Annotated in this window: 13 protein-coding genes; 5 read left to right on the plus strand and 8 right to left on the minus strand. The window is 73.0% G+C overall.

The genetic code is table 11. The features are described from left to right. The first annotated feature begins 120 nt into the window (after positions 1-120). Positions 121-732, plus strand: a complete 612-nt coding sequence (locus tag ACLIRP_RS03255) for a hypothetical protein (RefSeq protein ID WP_412062527.1) — start codon at positions 121-123, stop codon at positions 730-732. Continuing rightward, positions 732-1,610, plus strand: coding sequence for a fructosamine kinase family protein (locus ACLIRP_RS03260; protein WP_412062528.1), 879 nt, complete (start codon positions 732-734; stop codon positions 1,608-1,610). The genes ACLIRP_RS03255 and ACLIRP_RS03260 overlap by 1 nt, the downstream gene beginning before the upstream one ends. On the opposite strand, the gene ppdK is transcribed toward ACLIRP_RS03260, so the two are convergent. From ppdK to ACLIRP_RS03275, 3 genes are all read right to left on the minus strand, one after another. Further along, a complete protein-coding gene (gene ppdK, locus ACLIRP_RS03265) occupies positions 1,607-4,312 on the minus strand; it encodes a pyruvate, phosphate dikinase (protein ID WP_412062529.1) in 2,706 nt (901 codons plus the stop codon). The two genes, ACLIRP_RS03260 and ppdK, sit on opposite strands and share 4 nt — an antisense overlap. A 66-nt stretch (positions 4,313-4,378) precedes the next feature. Then, entirely contained in the window at positions 4,379-4,768 is a 390-nt protein-coding gene (locus ACLIRP_RS03270) for a YkvA family protein (RefSeq protein WP_412062530.1), read from the minus strand. Further along, positions 4,765-5,448: an HAD family hydrolase gene (locus tag ACLIRP_RS03275; RefSeq protein WP_412062531.1), complete on the minus strand. Its 684-nt coding sequence runs from the start codon at positions 5,446-5,448 to the stop codon at positions 4,765-4,767. Before ACLIRP_RS03275 ends, ACLIRP_RS03270 begins: the two co-directional genes overlap by 4 nt. A gap of 476 nt (positions 5,449-5,924) precedes the next feature. Between ACLIRP_RS03275 and ACLIRP_RS03280 the strand changes: the two genes are divergently transcribed. From ACLIRP_RS03280 to ACLIRP_RS03290, 3 genes are all read left to right on the plus strand, one after another. After that, the gene (locus ACLIRP_RS03280; RefSeq protein WP_412062532.1) at positions 5,925-8,975 is read left to right on the plus strand and encodes a DNA polymerase I; all 3,051 of its coding nucleotides are present in this window, start codon (positions 5,925-5,927) and stop codon (positions 8,973-8,975) included. Positions 8,976-9,058: 83 nt separating this feature from the next. Next, positions 9,059-10,546 carry an ATPase domain-containing protein gene (locus tag ACLIRP_RS03285; RefSeq protein WP_412062533.1) on the plus strand — a complete coding sequence of 496 codons (1,488 nt, stop codon included), beginning with the start codon at positions 9,059-9,061 and terminating at the stop codon, positions 10,544-10,546. 87 nt (positions 10,547-10,633) lie between these two features. Further along, complete coding sequence (locus tag ACLIRP_RS03290; protein ID WP_412062534.1) at positions 10,634-11,749, plus strand: sensor histidine kinase; 1,116 nt, start codon at positions 10,634-10,636, stop codon at positions 11,747-11,749. Positions 11,750-11,753: 4 nt separating this feature from the next. On the opposite strand, the gene ACLIRP_RS03295 is transcribed toward ACLIRP_RS03290, so the two are convergent. The 5 genes from ACLIRP_RS03295 to ACLIRP_RS03315 all read right to left on the minus strand — a co-directional run bounded on the left by ACLIRP_RS03295 (position 11,754) and on the right by ACLIRP_RS03315 (position 17,813). Next, on the minus strand, positions 11,754-12,965 hold the full coding sequence (locus tag ACLIRP_RS03295; protein WP_412062535.1) for a dipeptidase: 1,212 nt from the start codon (positions 12,963-12,965) through the stop codon (positions 11,754-11,756). Positions 12,966-13,011: 46 nt separating this feature from the next. Then, the gene (locus ACLIRP_RS03300; protein WP_412062536.1) at positions 13,012-13,908 is read right to left on the minus strand and encodes an alpha/beta fold hydrolase; all 897 of its coding nucleotides are present in this window, start codon (positions 13,906-13,908) and stop codon (positions 13,012-13,014) included. Between the two features lie 71 nt (positions 13,909-13,979). Then, on the minus strand, positions 13,980-14,993 hold the full coding sequence (gene zapE, locus ACLIRP_RS03305; RefSeq protein ID WP_412062537.1) for an AFG1/ZapE family ATPase: 1,014 nt from the start codon (positions 14,991-14,993) through the stop codon (positions 13,980-13,982). A 71-nt stretch (positions 14,994-15,064) separates the two neighbouring features. Continuing rightward, positions 15,065-15,265, minus strand: coding sequence for a hypothetical protein (locus ACLIRP_RS03310; protein ID WP_412062538.1), 201 nt, complete (start codon positions 15,263-15,265; stop codon positions 15,065-15,067). A 229-nt stretch (positions 15,266-15,494) separates the two neighbouring features. Continuing rightward, positions 15,495-17,813 carry a PIG-L family deacetylase gene (locus tag ACLIRP_RS03315; RefSeq protein WP_412062539.1) on the minus strand — a complete coding sequence of 773 codons (2,319 nt, stop codon included), beginning with the start codon at positions 17,811-17,813 and terminating at the stop codon, positions 15,495-15,497. Between the last annotated feature and the right edge of the window lie 112 nt (positions 17,814-17,925).

Below are 17,925 nucleotides of genomic sequence, written 5' to 3' on the forward strand. Positions count from 1 at the left end.
GCCATAGTCTCGGGAGGTTTGCCCCCAGGAAGATCCTCCTGGGTCCGGGCCGCCGCGGGAGGACGGGCCCCAGGCAGAGGGACGCCCGTACCATCGGATCCCGTCCTTCGCCCCCGCCCCGTGCTGTACCCGTTCCAGCTCTCCTTCAAGATCCTCGCCGTCGCGCCCCAGATCCGCGTGACCGACGCGACCGGGTCGCCGTTCATGTACGTCCACCAAAAGGCGTTCAAACTGAAGGAGGCCGTCACGGTGTACCGCGACGAGTCCAAGGCGACCGCCCTGTACACGATCGCGGCGGACCGCATCCTGGATTTCAACGCGGCCTACGAGATCCGCGACGGCCACGGCCGACACGTGGGGACGCTGGCGCGCAAGGGCCGCCGCTCCCTCTGGCGGGCCCGCTACGACGTGCTCGACGCCGACGGCCAGACGGTCTACCGCATCCACGAGGACAACGCCTGGACGAAGGTCGGCGACGCGCTCTTCCGCGAGATCCCGCTGCTGGGCGCCCTCGGCGGCTACATTTTCAACCCCAGCTACACCGTCGAGGCCGACGACCCGGCGACGCCGGAGCAGGAGGGCGCCCCCGTCTTCCGGCTCTCTAAGCAACCCGCGCTGTGGGAGGGACGCTTCGAGCTCGAGCGGCTCGACGCGACGCTCGGTGCGGAGCAGGAGGAACTGCTCGTGGTGTCGCTGCTCATGATGCTCCTGCGCGAACGCACCCGGGGCTGATGCTGCCCGACGCCGTCCGCGCCCTCGTGGAGTCGGCCGCTGGCGCCGTCCGGTCGGCGGCGCCGGTCGATGGCGGCGACGTGTCGCAGGCCGCGCGCGTCGAGACCGATGCGGGCGCCGTGTTCGTGAAGTGGGGGAGCGGGGCGGCGGGGGAGACGTACGCCGCCGAAGCGGAGGGGCTGGCGGCGCTCGCGGATGTGTCGGGCGCGGACCTCGTGGTGCCGCGCCCGCTCGCGAGCCGGACGCCCGACGCCGAGGGCCCGGGCGCGCTCGTGCTTCCGTGGCTCGATCGCGGCCGGCCGGGCCCCGACGCTTGGCGCCGGTTTGGCGCCGCGCTCGCAGCCCTCCATCGGGCGCCAGCCCCGGGGGACGGCTACGGGTGGGACGTCGACAACTGGATCGGGAGCAAGCCCCAGCGCAACGGGTGGCTCGGCTCGTGGCCCGCGTTCTTCGGCGAGCGGCGCCTGCTCGCGCAGGCCGAGACCGTCCGCCAGCGCGGCGCGTGGGACGCGGGGTGGGACCGGTGGCTCGACCGCCTCGTCGCCCGGCTGCCCGAGCTCTTGCCCGAGGCTCCCGCGCGGTCGTTGCTGCACGGCGACCTGTGGGCGGGCAACGCGGTCCCGCTGGCAGGTGGCCAGTTCGCGATCCTCGACCCCGCCGTCTCCGTCGGCCACCGCGAGGCCGGCCTCGCGATGACGCGCCTGTTCGGCGGCTTCGACGCGCCGTTCTACGACGGCTACCGCGAGGCGTGGCCGCTGGCGCCCGGCTTTGAGGAGAGAGCCGAGGTGTACAACCTCTTCCACCTCATCAACCACCTGACGCACGGCCCCGGCTACCGGGCGCCCGTCGAGCGGACGCTCCGGCGCTTTGGCGGCTAAGCGTCGGCGTCCGCGAGCGCGGCGTGGGCGGCGGCCAGCCGGGCGACCGGCACGCGGAACGGCGAGCAGCTCACGTAGTCGAGGCCGACGCCGTGGAAAAAGGCGACCGAGGCCGGGTCGCCCCCGTGCTCGCCGCAGACGCCCACCTTGAGGCCGGGCACGGCCGCCCGGCCGCGCTCGGTCCCGAGCCGGACCAGCTCTCCGACGCCCTCCCGGTCGATGGTCTGGAACGGGTCGTCGGCCAGGATCCCGTGCTCGACGTAGGTCGACAGAAAGCGCCCGGCGTCGTCTCGACTTAGCCCGAAGGTGGTCTGGGTTAAGTCGTTGGTTCCGAACGAGAAGAACTCGGCGTGCGCGGCGATGTCGCCGGCCGTGAGCGCGGCGCGGGGCAGCTCGATCATCGTGCCGACGAGGAACTCCAACTCGACGCCTCGCTCGGCCAGCACCTCGTCGGCCACCTCGCGGACGACGGCAGCCTGGTTCTCGAGCTCCGCAGCGACCGACACGAGCGGCACCATCACCTCGGGCTGCACGTCGACGCCGTCCTCGACGCAGTCGGCGGCGGCCTCGAACAGGGCGCGGACCTGCATCCGGGTGATCTCGGGGTAGAGCAGGCCGAGGCGGCAGCCGCGCAAGCCGAGCATCGGGTTCTGCTCGCGCAGGCGCTCGACCTGGCGGAGCAGGGCGCGCGCGGTGTCGGCGTCGTCGAGCAGGCCGTCCATGGCGCCGAGCGAGTCGGCGCGACGGAGCGCCAGCTTGGTCTCGGCGAGCTGGTCGTGGAGGTCGACGAGGTCGGGGAGGAACTCGTGGAGCGGCGGGTCGAGCAGGCGGACCGTGACGGGCAGGCCGTCCATGGCGCGGAACAAGCCGTCGAAGTCGGCACGCTGGAAGGGGAGGAGGGCTCGAAGTGCGGCCTCCCTGCCGCCCGCCGACTCGGCCAGGATCATCGCGCGCATCGCCGCCAGCCGCTCGTCGCCGAAGAACATGTGCTCGGTCCGGCACAAGCCGATGCCCTCGGCCCCGAACTCGCGCGCGGTCCGGGCGTCGGTGGCCGTGTCGGCATTCGCGCGGACGCGCAGGCGGCGGAGCCCGTCGGCCCAGCCCATCAGCGTGTGGAAGTCGTCGCCGAGCACGGGCTGGACGGTCGGGACGCGGCCCAGCAAGACGCGGCCGGTCGCGCCGTCGACGGTGATCCAGTCGCCCGCCACGACGGTGTGACCGTCGACCTCCAGCCGTCCCTGCGCGGCGTCGATCGCGAGGGCGTCGGCGCCGGCGACACACGGCGTGCCCATGCCGCGCGCGACGACGGCGGCGTGGCTCGTCATGCCGCCCCGCGCGGTGACGATGGCCTGGGAGACCACCATGCCGTGGAAGTCGTCCGGCGAGGTCTCCTGGCGGACCAGGATGACCGGCTCGCCCGCGTCGGCGCGCGCCTCGGCGTCCTCGGAGCTAAAGGCCACGCGGCCCGTCGCGGCGCCGGGGCTGGCGGGGAGCCCGACCGCCAGCACGACGGGCTCGGCGGCGGGGTCGATGGTCGGGTGGAGCAGCCCGTCGAGGGCGCCAGGGTCGACGCGGCGGACGGCCGTCGACTCGTCGATGACGCCCTCGGCCACCATGTCGACGGCGATGCGGACGGCGGCGGCGCCCGTCCGCTTGGCGGTCCGCGTCTGGAGCAGCCACAGCCGCCCCTGCTCGACGGTGAACTCGACGTCCTGCACGTCGCCGTACGTCGTTTCGAGCCGCTGGGCGATGGCCCGGAACTCCTCGAACGTCTCGGGCAGGTCGCCTGCCATCTCGGCAATCGGTCGGGGCGTGCGGACGCCGGCCACCACGTCCTCGCCCTGGGCGTTGAGCAGGTACTCGCCGTAGAGTCCCGTTTCGCCGGTCGAGGGGTCGCGCGTGAAGGCGACGCCGGTCCCGGAGTCGTCGCCCATGTTGCCGAACACCATGGCCTGGACGGTCACGCCGGTCCCGATGCCGTCCGGGATGCGGTGGACGCGGCGGTAGGCGCGGGCGCGGTCGTTGTCCCAGCTGTCGAACACGGCGGCGATCGCCATGCGGAGCTGTTCCTCGGGGTCGTCGGGGAACGGCTGGCCGCGCTGCTCGCCGAACACGATCCGCTTTTCGTCGGCGACGAGGGCGCGGAGCGCGTCGGCGTCGAGGTCGACGTCGCGGGTGACGCTGGCGCGGTGCTTGGCGCGGTCGAGGGCGGCGGCGAACCGCTCGCCGGGCACGCCCATCACCACCTCGCCGAACATGGCGACAAAGCGGCGGTAGGCGTCGTATGCGAACCGGGCGTCGCCGGTCTGGGCCGCGAGCGCTTCGACCGTCTCGTCGTTGAGGCCCAGGTTCAGGACCGTGTCCATCATGCCCGGCATCGACACGGCGGCGCCGGAACGGACGGAGAGCAGGAGCGGGGCGTCGGCGCCGCCGAACGTCCGGCCGGTGTCGGCCTCGACGGCGGCGAGCGCGTGGCGCGCCTGGCTCCACATGCCCTCGGGAAAGTGGTGGCCGCGCGCCTGGTACGCGACGCACGCCTCGGTCGTGATGGTGAACCCGGGGGGGACGGGGAGGCCGGCCGCCGTCATCGCGGCGAGCCCGGCGCCCTTGCCGCCGAGCAGCGCCTTGTCGGTGGCCGGGGCGTCGGCGAAGGCGTAGGCCCAGCGGTGGTCGCGGTCGGTCGGGTCGGGGGCAGTCGGCATCGGCGGTGGGGAAGGGGCGACAGGCCATACCCGCGAGCGGCGTCGGTGTGCCGCGCTGCGGCATGTTTAGGTGTCGGGGCCCCAGCGTCGCCACGCCGCCCACGTCAGCACGACCGCGAGCGCCCACCCGGCGATGACGAGCGCCAGCCCGACGCGGGACAGCCCCAACGTTCCCGGCGGCCGGCGGTCGGCCTCCACCCGCGCCTCGGCCATCACCTCGGGCGGCACCATGCGCAGCGCCAGCCACAGGCCCAACGGGACGATCACCACGTCGTCGAGGAGCCCCAGGATGGGGATGACGTCCGGGATCAGGTCGACGGGACTGAGGGCGTACGCCACGGTGAGCCCGATCACGACGCGGGCGGCGCGCGGGACGCGCGGGTCACGGCGGGCGATGGCGAGCGCGTCGACCTCCAGCTTCAGACGACGGGCGGCGGCGCGGAGCCGCGCGGTCACGCGCGGAGCGTGTCGAGCGAGAAGGCCTCCAGAGTGTCGAGCACGAGGTCGGCGTCGGCCAGCTCGTCGGCCGAGTAGCGGCCCGTGGCGACGGCGACGGCGAACGCGCCGGAGGCGTGGGCGCACGCGATGTCGCGCGGCGTGTCGCCGATGATGACGAGCTCCGAGGTCTCGATCGTGCGCCCGAGGTGGTCGCTGGCGCGCCGCGCGCCGATCGCGGGGAGCGCGTCGCGGTCGGCGTGGTCGCTGCCGAAGGCGCCGAAGGGGAAGAGCTCGCGGCCGAGGTCGATGCGGGCCACCTTGTCGTAGGCGATGGCCTCGATGTTGCCGGTCAGCAGGCCGATCTCGGCGCCGTCGCCCGCGAGCCGGCGGACGAGCGCGACGGCGCCGGGCAGGGCCTCGACGGTCGCCGACGGCAGGCGCGCCTCCATCTCGCGAGCGTAGAGCGACAGGAACGCCTCGGGCGTGGCGCCCTCGACCGCGAGCCCGTGACGACCGGCCGCCTCGAGCACCTCGCGGAAGATCTGGGGGTCGGTCTTGCCCGAGAACGTGACGTCGGAAAAGTCGAACGTGTCGCCCACCAAGTCCGCGAGCGCGGCCGTGACGGAGCGGCGGCCGACGCCGTGCGACTGCAAGAGCGTGCCGTCGATATCGAACAAGAGGACAGGGGAGGCGGGCATCGAGCGGTGGGGGGGGACGTGGTGCCGAGAACCCGGGTGGGGGAGACAAGCTCCGGCCGGCCGGTGCGCTGGGGAATGTCCCGAGCCGCCAGCGGGGCCGGATCTGCACTTCCTAACCGTGTTGAATCACCCTCAGGTGGTGGTGGACGATGTCGACGGCTTGGGGACTGATTCCCGGGGGGTGGTGACCGATTGCTGGGGCTTGGTGACCGATTTCGGAGGCTTGGTGGACGGTTTGGGACCCCGGGGAACGATGTTGAGGGCTTGGTGGACGATTTCCGGGTGGTGGTGAGTGATGTTTGGGCCTTGGTGGATGGGTTTGGCGTGGCGGTGACCGATGTCGGGGCGTGGGTCAACGAGTCGCCGCCAGCGGCGTCGCGAGAACTGGGCGCCGAGAGCGCGACAGCGACAACCCGTCGGCACCGGTCGGCGTTAGCGTGTCCCGACCGTTTCCGAAGCCCGCCCGCAGCGCCCCGATGGCCGACCAGCCCAGCCTTTTCGACACCGCCCGCCTCGACGTCACGCTCCCCGACGACCTCGACGACCCGCTCGCGGCCGTCGAGTCCGACGCCGGCCGCGAGACGCTCTTCCTCGCCGACGCGATGGCGCTCGCGTACCGGGCCTTCTTCTCGATGAAGAACGCTACCCTGTCGGCGCCGGACGGGACCGACACGCGGACGCTGTACGGCTTCACGACAGCGCTCTTGAAGCTGCTGGAGGACGAGCAGCCCGAGCACATCGCCGTCGTGTTCGACGTGATCGGCGGCGGGCCGACGTTCCGCGACGAGCTCTACGCCGACTACAAGGGCCACCGGCCCCCGATGCCGCCCGAGATCAAGTCGAACATCCCGCTCCTCAAGCGGCTGTGCACGGCGTTCGACATCCCGGTCTTGGAAGTCGACGGGATGGAGGCCGACGACGTGATCGGGACGCTCGCGAAGCGCGCCGAGGACGAGGGCGTCGACGCCGTGATCTTCTCGGCAGACAAGGACTTCCGCCAGCTTCTTTCGGATCGCGTCTCGATGCTGCGGCCGCCGTATCAGGGCGAGGCGTTCGACCTGGAGACGCCCGAGACCTTCCGCGCCAAGTACGGCGGCCTGGAGCCGGCCCAGTTTGTCGAGCTGCTCGCGCTGATGGGCGACAGCGCCGACAACGTGCCGGGCGTGCCGGGCATCGGCGAGAAGACGGCCATCAAGCTCATCGAGGAGTACGGGACGGTCGAGAACCTGATCGAGCACGCCGGCGACCTCAAAGGCAAGCGCGCGCGCGAGGGGATGACGACGTACGCCGACGACGCGCGCCTCTCGAAGCAGCTCGTCACCATCCGCTGCGACGTGCCGCTGACGGGGCCCGATGGGCACGAGCTCGACTGGCACACGCTGCGCCGGACGGACCCCGACCTCGACGAGGTCGAGGCGCTGTTCAACGAGGTCGGCTTCGGCTCACGCCTGCGCAACCGGGTCCGCGACTATGCCGCCGGCCGCCAGCGCACGGCCACGACGACGACGCTGCCCGATGAGGACCCGTCGCTGAGCTTCGACTTCGGGCCGTACGAGCCCGTCACGGCTCTCGACGCGGGCGGGGTGAACTACGCGACGGTCTACGAGGCCGAGGACATCGGGCTCGCGACCGAGGCCGTCACCGACGCCGACCAGCTGTCGTTCGACACCGAGACCACGTCCGTCGACCCGATGCACGCCGAGCTCGTCGGCGTGGCGCTGTCGAAGGAGGAGGAGACGGCCGTCTACCTGCCGACGCCGCTCCCCGACGGGACGCCGACGGCGACGGCGCTCGACGCGATCCGGGCGGCGCTCGAGGACCCGGACCTCCCCAAGGTGGGCCACAACGTCAAGTACGACCTCAAGGTGCTGGCGCGGCACGGCGTGACCGTGCGCGGCGACATCTTCGACACGATGGTGGCGCACTACCTCATCAACCCCGAGGCCAGCCACAAGCTCGACGACGTCGCCAGCTTCCACCTCAACTACCGCCCGCAGCCGATCACCGACCTGATCGGGACGGGCAAGAACGCGATCACGATGCGCGAGGTGGCCGTCGAGGACGCCGGACCGTACGCGTGTGAGGACGCGGACGTGGCGCTCCGGCTCGTCCCGATCCTGACCGACGCGCTCGAAGCGGTCGACGACGGCGAGGGGCGGCTGTTGCAGATCGCCAACGAGATCGAGTTCCCCCTCGTGCCCGTGCTGGCCGCGATGGAGATGGCGGGCGTCAAGGTGGACGAGAAGGTGCTCGCCGACATCCGGGTCCAGCTCGACGCCCAGATCGAGGAGCTGGAGGGCCAGATCTTCGAGCAGACCGGTCGGGAGTTCGGGATCGGGTCGCCCAAGCAGATCGGCCAGGTCCTGTTCAACCCGCCGCCGACCGACGAGGACCAGGCGGCCTACCAGACCTGGCTCCAGGACATGCGGGACTACGACGCGGGCGAGGTGGCCGGCGACCCCGACGCCAAGCCCAAGACCAAAAAGCAGCTCGCCGAGGAGGCGCCGACGTTCGGGCTCGGGCTGATCCCGCTCGGCAAGACCAAGTCCGGCCAGCCGAAGACGGACGAGAAGGTGCTCAGCGAGTTGGCCCAGGAGCACGCGCTCCCGGCGCTCATCCTGGACTGGCGCAAGGTCTCGAAGCTCAAGAGCACGTACGTCGACAAGCTCCCCGAGCTCATCCACCCCGACACGGGACGCGTCCACACCGACTTCAACCAGACCGTCACGGCGACCGGGCGGCTGTCGTCGTCGAACCCGAACTTGCAGAACATCCCGATCCGGACGGATCTCGGGAAGGAGATCCGCCGCGCCTTCGTCGCCGAGCCCGGCCACGTGCTGATGGCGGCGGACTATGCCCAGATCGAGCTCCGCATCATCGCCTCGATGTCCGGCGACCCCGACATGACGGCGGCGTTCGCGGCCGACCAGGACATCCACACGGCCGCCGCCGCGCGCGTCTTCGACGTGGCCTACGACGAGGTGACGCGCGCCCAGCGCGACCGCGTCAAGCAGGTCAACTACGGCATCCCGTACGGCATCTCGGCGTTCGGGCTCGCGAGCCGGCTGCGCATCGGGAACGCCGAGGCCAAAGAGCTGATCGACCAGTACCGGGCCTCGTACCCGCGCGTCATCGAGTTTTTGGACGGCCTCGTCGTCGAGGCGCGCGAGCGGGGCTACGTCGAGACGCTGCTCGGCCGGCGCCGCTACCTCCCGATGATCGGGAGCCGCAACCCGAACGACCGCGCGTTCGCCGAGCGCGTGGCGGTCAACATGCCGATCCAGGGGACGCAGGCGGACATGATCAAGATCGCGATGCTGTCGATCGCCAGCGGCCTGCCGGACGTGTCGGCCGGGACACGGATGATCTTGCAGGTCCACGACGAGCTCGTCTTCGAGGTGCCGGAGGCCGACACCGACGCGGTCTCGGCGTTCGTCCGCGAGCAGATGGCGACGGCGTACCCGCTCGGCGACGTGCCGGTCGTGGTCGACATCGGGGTCGCCGACAACTGGCTCGACGCGCACTGACCCGGGTGGGGGGGGCGGCCTCGGTACCGTGGCGCACTCCACACGTGACGCACCTATATTCTGCCGTCCCTGTTTCTCTGCCGATGTCCGTTCCCACCACCGTGCGCGCGCCCTCGGGCGTCCCCGGATTCGACGTGCTCCTGAACGGGGGCTTTCCCCAGGGCCGGATGTACCTCCTGGAGGGGCGCCCCGGCACCGGCAAGACGACGTTCGCGCTCCACTTTTGCCGGGAGGGCGTCGCCGCCGGCGAGCGCGTGCTCTACGTCACGCTGTCGCAGCGGGCGGAAGAGCTGGCCGAGATCGCGGCCTCGCACGGCTGGACGCTCGACGGCATCGACGTGATCGACGCCCAGACGGGGGGGCTCGACCTCCACGCCCGCGGCCACACCCTGTTCGAGACGGACGAGACCGACCTCGAGGACATCATCGACCGGGTGCTCGCCGAGGTCGAGCGGCTCCGGCCGTCGCGCATGGTGCTCGATTCGGCCGCCGAGATCCGCCTGCTCGCGGGCGACGCGCTCTCCAGCCGGCGCCGGTTTTTGGCCCTCAAGCACACACTCGGCGCGGCGGGTGTGACGACGCTCCTGGTCGACGACTACACCGGCCAGCCGGGCGACGGGGCCGTGTACTCGATCATGCACGGGGTCGTCCGCCTCGAACGCGACGCGCCGGCCTACGGCGACGTGTACCGGCGGCTCGAGATCCCCAAGATCCGTGGGGTCAACAACCCGACGGGCTTCCACGACTTCCAGATCGAGCCGTCCGGCATCATCGTTTACCCCAGCTTGTCGATGCGCCTCGCCGACGGGGGCGTGGCCGACTCGGAGGGCCGCAGCGGGGCGGCGGCCGCGCCCGCCACGACGCGGGCCGACGGGCTCGACGCGCTGCTCGGCGGTGGGGTGGACCGGGGCTCATCGTGCGTCGTGATCGGCGTGTCCGGCACGGGGAAGTCGTCGCTGGCGGCGTCGTACGCCATCAGCGCGGCCGAGCGCGGGGAGCGCGCGGCGATCTACACGTTCGACGAGCGCCGCGAGACGCTGGTGACGCGGATGGCCGGGCTCGGCTACGACTGCAGGGCGGCCGGCGACCGGCTCGAGATCCGCCAGCTCTCGGCCTCGGTGATGACGACGGGCCGGTTCGTCGAGGAAGTCCGGGCCGCCGCCGACGACGGCGTCGGGGTCGTCGTCATCGACAGCCTGAGCGGGTTTACCGACTCGTGCCCGAGCCCGGGCCGGGCGGCCACCCAGCTCCACGACCTGCTCGCGTACCTCGGCGACCGCGGCGTCGTCACGTTCGTGACGGTCCCGCAGCACGGCATCATCGGGGCTCAGGCGTCGTCGGAGATCGATGTCAGCTACATCGCCGACACGGTGCTGTTGCTGCGCCAGTTTGAGGCCGAGGGCCGCGTCCGGAAGGCGCTCGCCGTCGTGAAGCGGCGTCAGGGCGGGCACGACCAGCGGGTCCGCGAGTTCGTGATGAGTGACGCCGGCCTCGAGGTCGGGGCCGAGATCTCGGACTACCAGGGGGTGCTGAGCGGGGCGCCGGTGCTCTTGGGCGGCCCGGTCGCCTAAGCCGGCCCGAGGGGAACTCCCCACATCCCCGTGACCGGGACCCCGCGCCGGGCCGGACCGTCGGAACCGGAGATGTCTATGCCTCCCGTGCCCGGCCCCCTGGTGGTCGTGGTCCTCGCCCCGGTCGGGCGCGACGCCGCGCTCGCCACCCACGTTCTCGGAGACGCCGTCCCGGTCGTCTTGGTCCAGGATGCGGCCGGGCTGGCCGAGGCCGTCGGCCGGCCGGACCTCGGGGCCGTCGTACTGACCACCGAGGCGCTGGCCGTCCCCGGCGTGGTCGAGGGGTTGTCGCGCGCGGACCGGCCGGCGTGGTCCGAGATCCCGGTCGTCCTGTTCGTCGATGACGACCAGAAAGCGGACCGCTACCTCGCGGCCGCCGACCGGTTCGGGCCGGGCGTCCACCTGACCCTGATGACGCGGCCGATCGGCGCGGCGGCCTTCCGGTCCGTGGTCGCCCTCGCCCTGCGCGGGCGGCGCCAGCAGCTCCGGGTCCGCGACCTCCTCCAGCGGCTCGGCCAGTTTACCGACGAGCTCGAAGCCCGCGTCGACGCCCAGACGGCCCAGCTCCGCGAGCGGGCCGACGAGGCGCGCGCGCTGGCCCGGGCGCTCTCGCGCGCCGAGGACCGAGAGCGCGAGCGCGTGGCCCAGCTGCTCCACGACGACCTCCAGCAGGTGCTGGTCGGCCTCAAGATGCACGTGTCGCTGCTCGGCACGCCCGGCGCGACGGCCGATCTGCCCCAACGGATCGCCGGCTTCGCCGACGAGGCCATCACCCAGACCCGGAACCTCTCGGCCGACCTGGGCCCGCCGAGCCTCGACGCCGAAGGGCTCGGCGGCGCGCTCCGCTGGGTCGCCGACGACGCCGAGCACCGGTACGGGCTCGTGGTCCACCTCGACGTCGTCGACGACCCGGCACCGCCGGCCGCGGCCCGCGCAATGCTCACCCGGGCCGCTCGCGAGCTGCTGCTCAACGTCGTCAAGCACGCGGACTCGGGCGAGGCGTGGGTGCGGACGTGGTGCGAGGACGACGAGTGCCGGCTGGAGGTGCGCGACCGAGGCGCCGGTGCCCCCGACACCGAGCGCACCGGCCGGGGACTCGGCGACCTCCGGCGGCGGGCGACGCTGCTAGGCGGGGAGGTCGAGGTCCGATCCGAGCGGGGGGTGGGGACCGCCGTCCGCATCTCGGTCCCCATGGCCGAGTAGCCGCTTACCGGGTTGCCAGCCGCTCGACCTCGGCCCAGACGCGCATCGTGTTGCCACCGAGCACCTTGCGAATGCCCACGTCGGAGTAGCCGCGCCGCAGCAACTCGGCCACCAAGTTGGGATACGTCGAGACGTCCTCCAGCCCGACCGGCAGCGTCGGGCCGACGCCGTCGTAGTCACTTCCCAGCCCGACGTGGTCGATGCCGACAAGGGTCACGACGTGGTCGATGTGGTCGGCCACGTCGGCGACCTCCGCCAGCCGGAGCGGGTTCTCGGCGTCGAACGTCGCCTGGAACGCGTCCGCCTCGGGGGATCCGGGCTCGATGCCGCGGGCGTCGAGCTCGGCCGCGAACCGCTCGCGCAGCGCGGCCCGGTCGTCCTGGACGCGCTTGAGCAGGAACGTCGAGCCAAAGTTGATCTGGAGGACGCCGCCGGCCTCGGCCAGCCGCACGATCATGTCGTCCGACATGTTGCGCTCGAAGCCCGGCGTAAAGTGCCGCGCCGACGAGTGGCTGGCGATCATCGGCGAGGTGGAGACCTCCAGGGCGTCGTCGAAGGCCGCGTCGGACACGTGCGAAATGTCAACCATGAGGCCGAGCGCGTTCATCTCGCGGACGACCTCGCGGCCGAAGTCGCTGAGCCCACCCCACGTGCCGGTCTCATCGTAGGACGAGTCCGAGATCTCGTTGTCGCGGCTATGCGTGAGCGTGATGTAGCGGATGCCGCGGTCGCGGAAGTGCGCCAGAGAGGCGAGGTCGCCCTCGACCGGCGCGCCGTTCTCCATGCCGAGCGCGAACAGCACGCGGCCCGGCTGGCGCAAGCGGGCGACGTCGGCGACGGAACGGACGACGGCGAACTTGGCGGGCGCGGCGTCGGCGATCTCCTCCATCATGTCGATCAGCGAGTCGGCATACGCGCGCGCGCCGCCGGTCTCCTGATAGCTCGCCGGCACGTAGATCGACATGAACGCGACGTCGAGTCCGCCCGCGACGGCGCGGGGGTGGTCGAAGTCGCCGGTCGCGGTCGCCTGCGAGACGTCCTCGAACCGCTCGCGCAAGCGGTACGGCACGTCGATGTGGGTGTCGACGACGAGCGCGTCGTGGGCGAGGGCGATGGCGCGGGCGTCGGGGGCGTCGGGCATCGGGGAGGGCGCGCAGCACACGGACCCGGCGCACCCGGTGAGGGCGGCGGCGAGGAGGACGAGGGCGAGGCGCATAGCGGAGGGCAGGGGAGGAGTCCAAGGTTACCGCCCGCTCGCTGCGTCACTGCAGAAAGTCCTCCACGAGCGCGGCCGTCTCGTCGGGCACCTCCATCATCGGCGCGTGGCCAACGCCGGGCAGGAGACGGAGCCGGGCGTCGGGCAGGCCGTCGGCCCAGATTGGGGCGGCGGACGGGCTGAGCACGCGGTCCTCGGCCCCCCAGATCACAAGCGTCGGCACGGTGATCTCGGGGAGGCGTGGCCGCAGGGCGTCGCCCTCGGCGCCGAGCGACTGGAACAGGCCTGTGAGAAACGGCTCGCGCGCGACGTTGTCGGCCGCGAGCACGTCGCGCGCGGGGCCGGGGATGTCGGGGTCGCGCGAGAACGTCAGGTCGACAAAGCGGTCGTACTCGGCGCGGGTCGTCGGGATCAGCCCGACCTCGCCGCGCGCCAGCAGGGAGTCGAGGCCGGACGGCTCGGGGCCGGCGACGCCCGCCGGGTCCATCACGACCAAGCGCCGCGCGCGGCCCGCCAGCGCCAGCCGCGCGGCGACGGCGCCGCCCATCGAGTTGCCCGCGATGTCGACCGGGCCGGGGGCGACCGTGTCGAGCCACGCCGCGACCTCGGTCGCGTAGCGCTCCGTGCCGTACGGCCCGATCGCGGCGGGCGAGTCGCCGTGGCCGGAGAGGTCGGGCGCGAGCAGGCGGCGGCCCTCGGGCAGCGCGTCCGCCAGCCGCACCCACGCGTCCTTGTTGGCGCCGAACCCGTGGAGCAGCACAAGGGCGGGCTCGCTGCCGGGCCGTTCGAGGTAAGCGACGGTCCGGCCGTCGACGGTCGCCTCGCGGACGTCGAGCCCGGCATCGGCGCGGAGGGCAGCGACGCCAGCCGCCACGGCGGACCGCTTGAGGGGCGCGCACCCGGCGAGGGCGACGAGGGCGAGGACGGCGAATCGGAGGGGCATCGGATCGGAGGCGCGAGCGAGAGACGGGTGAAGCCTGTCCGCCCGGTCCCGGATTCCCGTCCCCCGAATCCTCACCCGACGTACTCCACGTCTGCAAACGCCGTCAACCGGCTCGTCGTCCGGGTAAACTTCTCGGCGATGGCCGCCTCGACGCCGCTCCGGCCACTCGCGGCGAACCACTCGGCGGGCGGGGTGGGGGAGGAGAACGACAGCGTCGGCGGGTCCGGCAAGGCGTACAGGTCGTCGGCCACGCGCAGCAGGCGCAGGGCGTCGTCGGTGTCGTCGACGCGGACGCCGTCCAGGAACAGGGCGCGCGCCGAGCCGAGGTCTTTCGCGAGCCGGGTCCGCTCGGTCTCGGTCGTCAGGCGGATCAGGTCGTCGAAGCCGAGCCAGCGCTTGGGCTCGGGCGCGGCGTCGTAGGCGGCCCGGAGCGCGGCCGTCGCGGCGTCGGCCTCGCCCACGAACGCGCGGCCCTCTTTGTCGAGCCGCTGGCGAAAGTCGTCGCCGCCGACGAAGACGACGTGGTACTGGGTCTCGAACTCTTCGGAGATGAACCGCTCGAGCCGGTCCCGGCCCAGGCTGGCGCTGACAAACTTTTCGGGCTCGGCGTTCGAGGTCGCCGCCAGCAGCACACCGCGCTCGCGCAAGGCCCGGAGCACGGCGATCAGCCGGACCTCACCGGCCGGGTCGTCGAGCTCCACCTCGTCGACGCACAGCACGCGCGCGCGGTCGGCGATGGCCTGCGCCCAGACCTCGGGCGGCTCGGCCGCGCGAAACAGCTCCGACGAGTGGACATACGCGCACGGGACGGCGTCCTTTCCCGGCGGCGGGTCCGCCAACTCGTGGACGATCGACGCCAGCAGGTGCGTCTTGCCGGTCCCGACCGGACCGACGAGGTAGAGCCCGCCCCTGAGGCCGTCGTCCCGTTTGAACATCCGCAGCCACGCGGGGCGCGCGGCGCGGACGCGGACGAGCCGCACGAACGCCCGCGCCTTATCGCGCGCGGTCGCCTGCCCCGGCGTCTGGGGGACGTACGAGTCGAGGCGGGCGTCGTCGTAGCGGGCGGGCGGGGCGAACGTGGGCAAGACGGCGGGGGGACGGGGCCGCTCCGTACGCGCGCGCCGAGCCCCCCGATCCGCCGGGCACCGCCGCCGGGTTAGACCTGCGCCCCGGGACGGTGGGCCGAGTGCTCGCCGGCCTTGCCGGGGACGGCCGGGCGAGCGGGCGCCAGCCGGTGGCCGTGGCCGAGGTGCGTGTCGCCGACGGCGCCATTGTGGCTCAGTTGCCGGTTCTCGTGGCTCCGGGCGCGGAGCGGCGAGTCGAGGAACGAGCGGCGGGGGATGGGGACGTGGAACATGGGAAAGGGGGGAGGGGGGAGGCGCGATCTCGCCAGCCCACACGCCTTCCTGCTCGCAGCGGACGCTGCGTCTCGAAAGGGGCGGGCGGTCGTGGCCGAGCCGGGGCGTCTCGCGGGCTCCGCGTCGGTGCGGAGGGCGGGAGGCCCGGCCCGGGTCCGGGGGGATCGCCGGGGGGAGTGTGGCCCTCGACGGGGTCCCCGCCTCGAAGTTGCAGGATGTGTTGTTTTTTTAGCGACCGCCCGTCGCGCGTCTGGGCTCGGCCCTCCCATCGGCGAGGGGGAGCGACACGAGGTTGGCGTACGCGCGCCACGCGCCGGGCACGAGCGCCGCCAGCTGACGGTACCACCCGAGCGGGGAGTAGACGTACGTGCCCGCGCCGTGCGACGCCAGCAGAAGCGCCGTGTCGAGCGGCGCCTCGCCGGGGTCGCCGACCGACAGCAGGCGCTGGTACCGACTGTCGACCTCGGTGGGGAAGTACAGGCCGCGCTCTTGCACCCAGCCCTCCCAATCCGCCTCGGTCAGCGCGTGCGGCGACCGGAACAGCGGGTGGCCGGGCGTGAGCACGGCGACCGGCGCGTCCTCGTGCGTCACGCGGTCGCGTCCCAAAGTGAGCGGGAACGGCGCCAGCCCGCCGTCGCCGTTCCACTCGAACGTCTTGTGGTAGCCGACCACGAGGTGCCCGCCGCGCTCGACCCAGTCGACGAGCCGCTGGCGGTGCTCGCGCAGGTCGCCGCGCTCCAGGAGCGCCCGGATGTCGACCACGATCGTGTGAAGATCAGCGAAGTCGCTCGTCGCGAGGGCCGTGCTGTCGAGGGCGACGACAGCCGCGCCCATCACCTCGAGGGCGCGTGCCGTCGTGCCGTCGTAGCTCTCCACGAAGCCGACGCGCAGGCCGGGGGCGGCCGCCACGTCGGGGAGGACGGCGGCGGGGCGCGCGACGGTAAACCACGGGAGCCCGCAGCCGGTCGTCCGGGCGGACGCCTCGACGCGGTACGCGCCGGGCGCAGCGTCGGGCAAGTCGACCGGGAACGTCGTCCCGCCATCGCTCGCGGCGACGGGGCGGACGCCGAACCACACGGCGCGGTCGCCCCGGTACACCATCAGGCCCACGTCGACGGTGTCGCTCATCGCGTCGAAGACGGTGAGGTCGACCGGGATCTCGTTGCGGCCGGCGACGAGCCGGATCGGCTGGGCGTCGAGGTCGACCGTCGCGGGCGGGACGACCTGGACCGGCAGGCGCCCGCCGGCCACCAGAGCCCCGCTCGCATCGCGGACGGCGTAGAGGAGGGGCGCCCCGCCCGTCATCGTGCCGTACTGCTGGCGATAGGCGGGCGCGGTCGGCGTCGTGCCCGAGGGGATCGGCACGCGCAGGCGGCGCGCGCTCGCGTCGGCCGTCACGGGCTCGGCGGCGAACAGGCCCTGCGTCGGGGCGCCCGGCGGTGGGTACACGGTGATGGTCGCGCCGGGGAGCGCGTCCCACGTCACGAACACCTCGCGGCTGGGCACGACCGTCTCCGACGACACCGCGAGCGCGGCGGGGGAGAGACGGCCCGCGTCGACGAGCGTCGCCAGCTCGAGGTCGCCGGCGGCCGGGTTGGGCGCGAGCCCGGCGGCGAGGTCCGTCGCGCCGTCGGGGAGCGCCGGGGCGCCGGGGGCGGACGCGATCAGCCGGAAGTAGGTCGCCTCGCGGCGGAAGCGGGGGGCGAACACGTCGAACCCCTGGCTGACGTGCTGGGCGGCCGCGGCGACGGCGCGGTCGGCGCAGGCCTCGGCGGGGCGCACGGCCGTCGGAGCGCAGTCGTCGGCGACCGGGATCCGCACGTCGTACGCGTCGGGCGTGCCGCTCGAAAAACCGCCGACGCGCAGGAAGAGCCGCTGGGGCTGCCACAGGCCGACGCCCACTTCGTCCAGTTGCTCGGGTCTGTAGTCGGGGTCGGCCGCCAGCGAGAACGCCTGGAACGACGAGATCCCGACGGCCTGGTGGTGGCCGTGCTGGGCGTCGGGCCACGCCGTCGTGGTGTCGTGGTTGGTGAACATCACATCTGGCTTCAACAGGCGGACCAGCCGTACCACGTCCGCGACGAGCGTCTCGCGCCCGGCCTCCGGCCCCACGATCGCGTCGTCGGTGTCCCAGAAGCCGGTCCGCGGGCGGCTCCACTCGCCGAACGCCTCGCTCGCGGCCTTCGAGAACCCGAAGTCGAAGCGGTCGAGGTAGACCACGCGGCTCCCGACGATGCGCGCGGCGGCCTCGGTCTCGGCCGTGCGGATCGCGCCGAGCCGCTCGTAGAGGTCCGGCCCCGCCTCGTTCTGCCCGCCCTCACCCCGCGTGTAGACGACCGAGTAGACGACGGCGTCCTGGTTGCCCCGGTAATACGCCATCGTCAGGCCGTCCTCGTCGTCGGGGTGCGCGGCGAGGTTCATCACCACGAGCGGCCGGTCGGGGGCGTCGAGCGCGGCCGCCGCTGGGGCCGCGGTCTGGGCGCAGGCGGGGGCCGCCAACCCACACAGGGTCGACGCAGTCAGCACGAGCGAGAGGGCGCGGAGCATGGGGGCGAGGTCGTTTGCGGCAACGTACCGCGCCCGACCCGGCACCGATCCGACATCCGGCCGGTCTCTCGGAGAGTCCACGCCCCCACCGCGGAGGCCGGGAGTGGCCTGC

The sequence above is a fragment of the Rubrivirga halophila genome (genome assembly GCF_046845755.1).
Lineage (GTDB): Bacteria > Bacteroidota > Rhodothermia > Rhodothermales > Rubricoccaceae > Rubrivirga.

Bases quoted from the DNA above. Each gene is read 5' to 3' on its own strand.
- ACLIRP_RS03260 (WP_412062528.1), top strand. From the start codon at position 732: ATGCTGCCCGACGCCGTCCGCGCCCTCGTGGAGTCGGCCGCTGGCGCC.
- ppdK (WP_412062529.1), bottom strand. From the start codon at position 4,312: ATGCCGACTGCCCCCGACCCGACCGACCGCGACCACCGCTGGGCCTAC.
- ACLIRP_RS03275 (WP_412062531.1), bottom strand. From the start codon at position 5,448: ATGCCCGCCTCCCCTGTCCTCTTGTTCGATATCGACGGCACGCTCTTG.
- ACLIRP_RS03280 (WP_412062532.1), top strand. From the start codon at position 5,925: ATGGCCGACCAGCCCAGCCTTTTCGACACCGCCCGCCTCGACGTCACG.
- ACLIRP_RS03285 (WP_412062533.1), top strand. From the start codon at position 9,059: ATGTCCGTTCCCACCACCGTGCGCGCGCCCTCGGGCGTCCCCGGATTC.
- ACLIRP_RS03295 (WP_412062535.1), bottom strand. From the start codon at position 12,965: ATGCGCCTCGCCCTCGTCCTCCTCGCCGCCGCCCTCACCGGGTGCGCC.
- ACLIRP_RS03300 (WP_412062536.1), bottom strand. From the start codon at position 13,908: ATGCCCCTCCGATTCGCCGTCCTCGCCCTCGTCGCCCTCGCCGGGTGC.
- ACLIRP_RS03310 (WP_412062538.1), bottom strand. From the start codon at position 15,265: ATGTTCCACGTCCCCATCCCCCGCCGCTCGTTCCTCGACTCGCCGCTC.
- ACLIRP_RS03315 (WP_412062539.1), bottom strand. From the start codon at position 17,813: ATGCTCCGCGCCCTCTCGCTCGTGCTGACTGCGTCGACCCTGTGTGGG.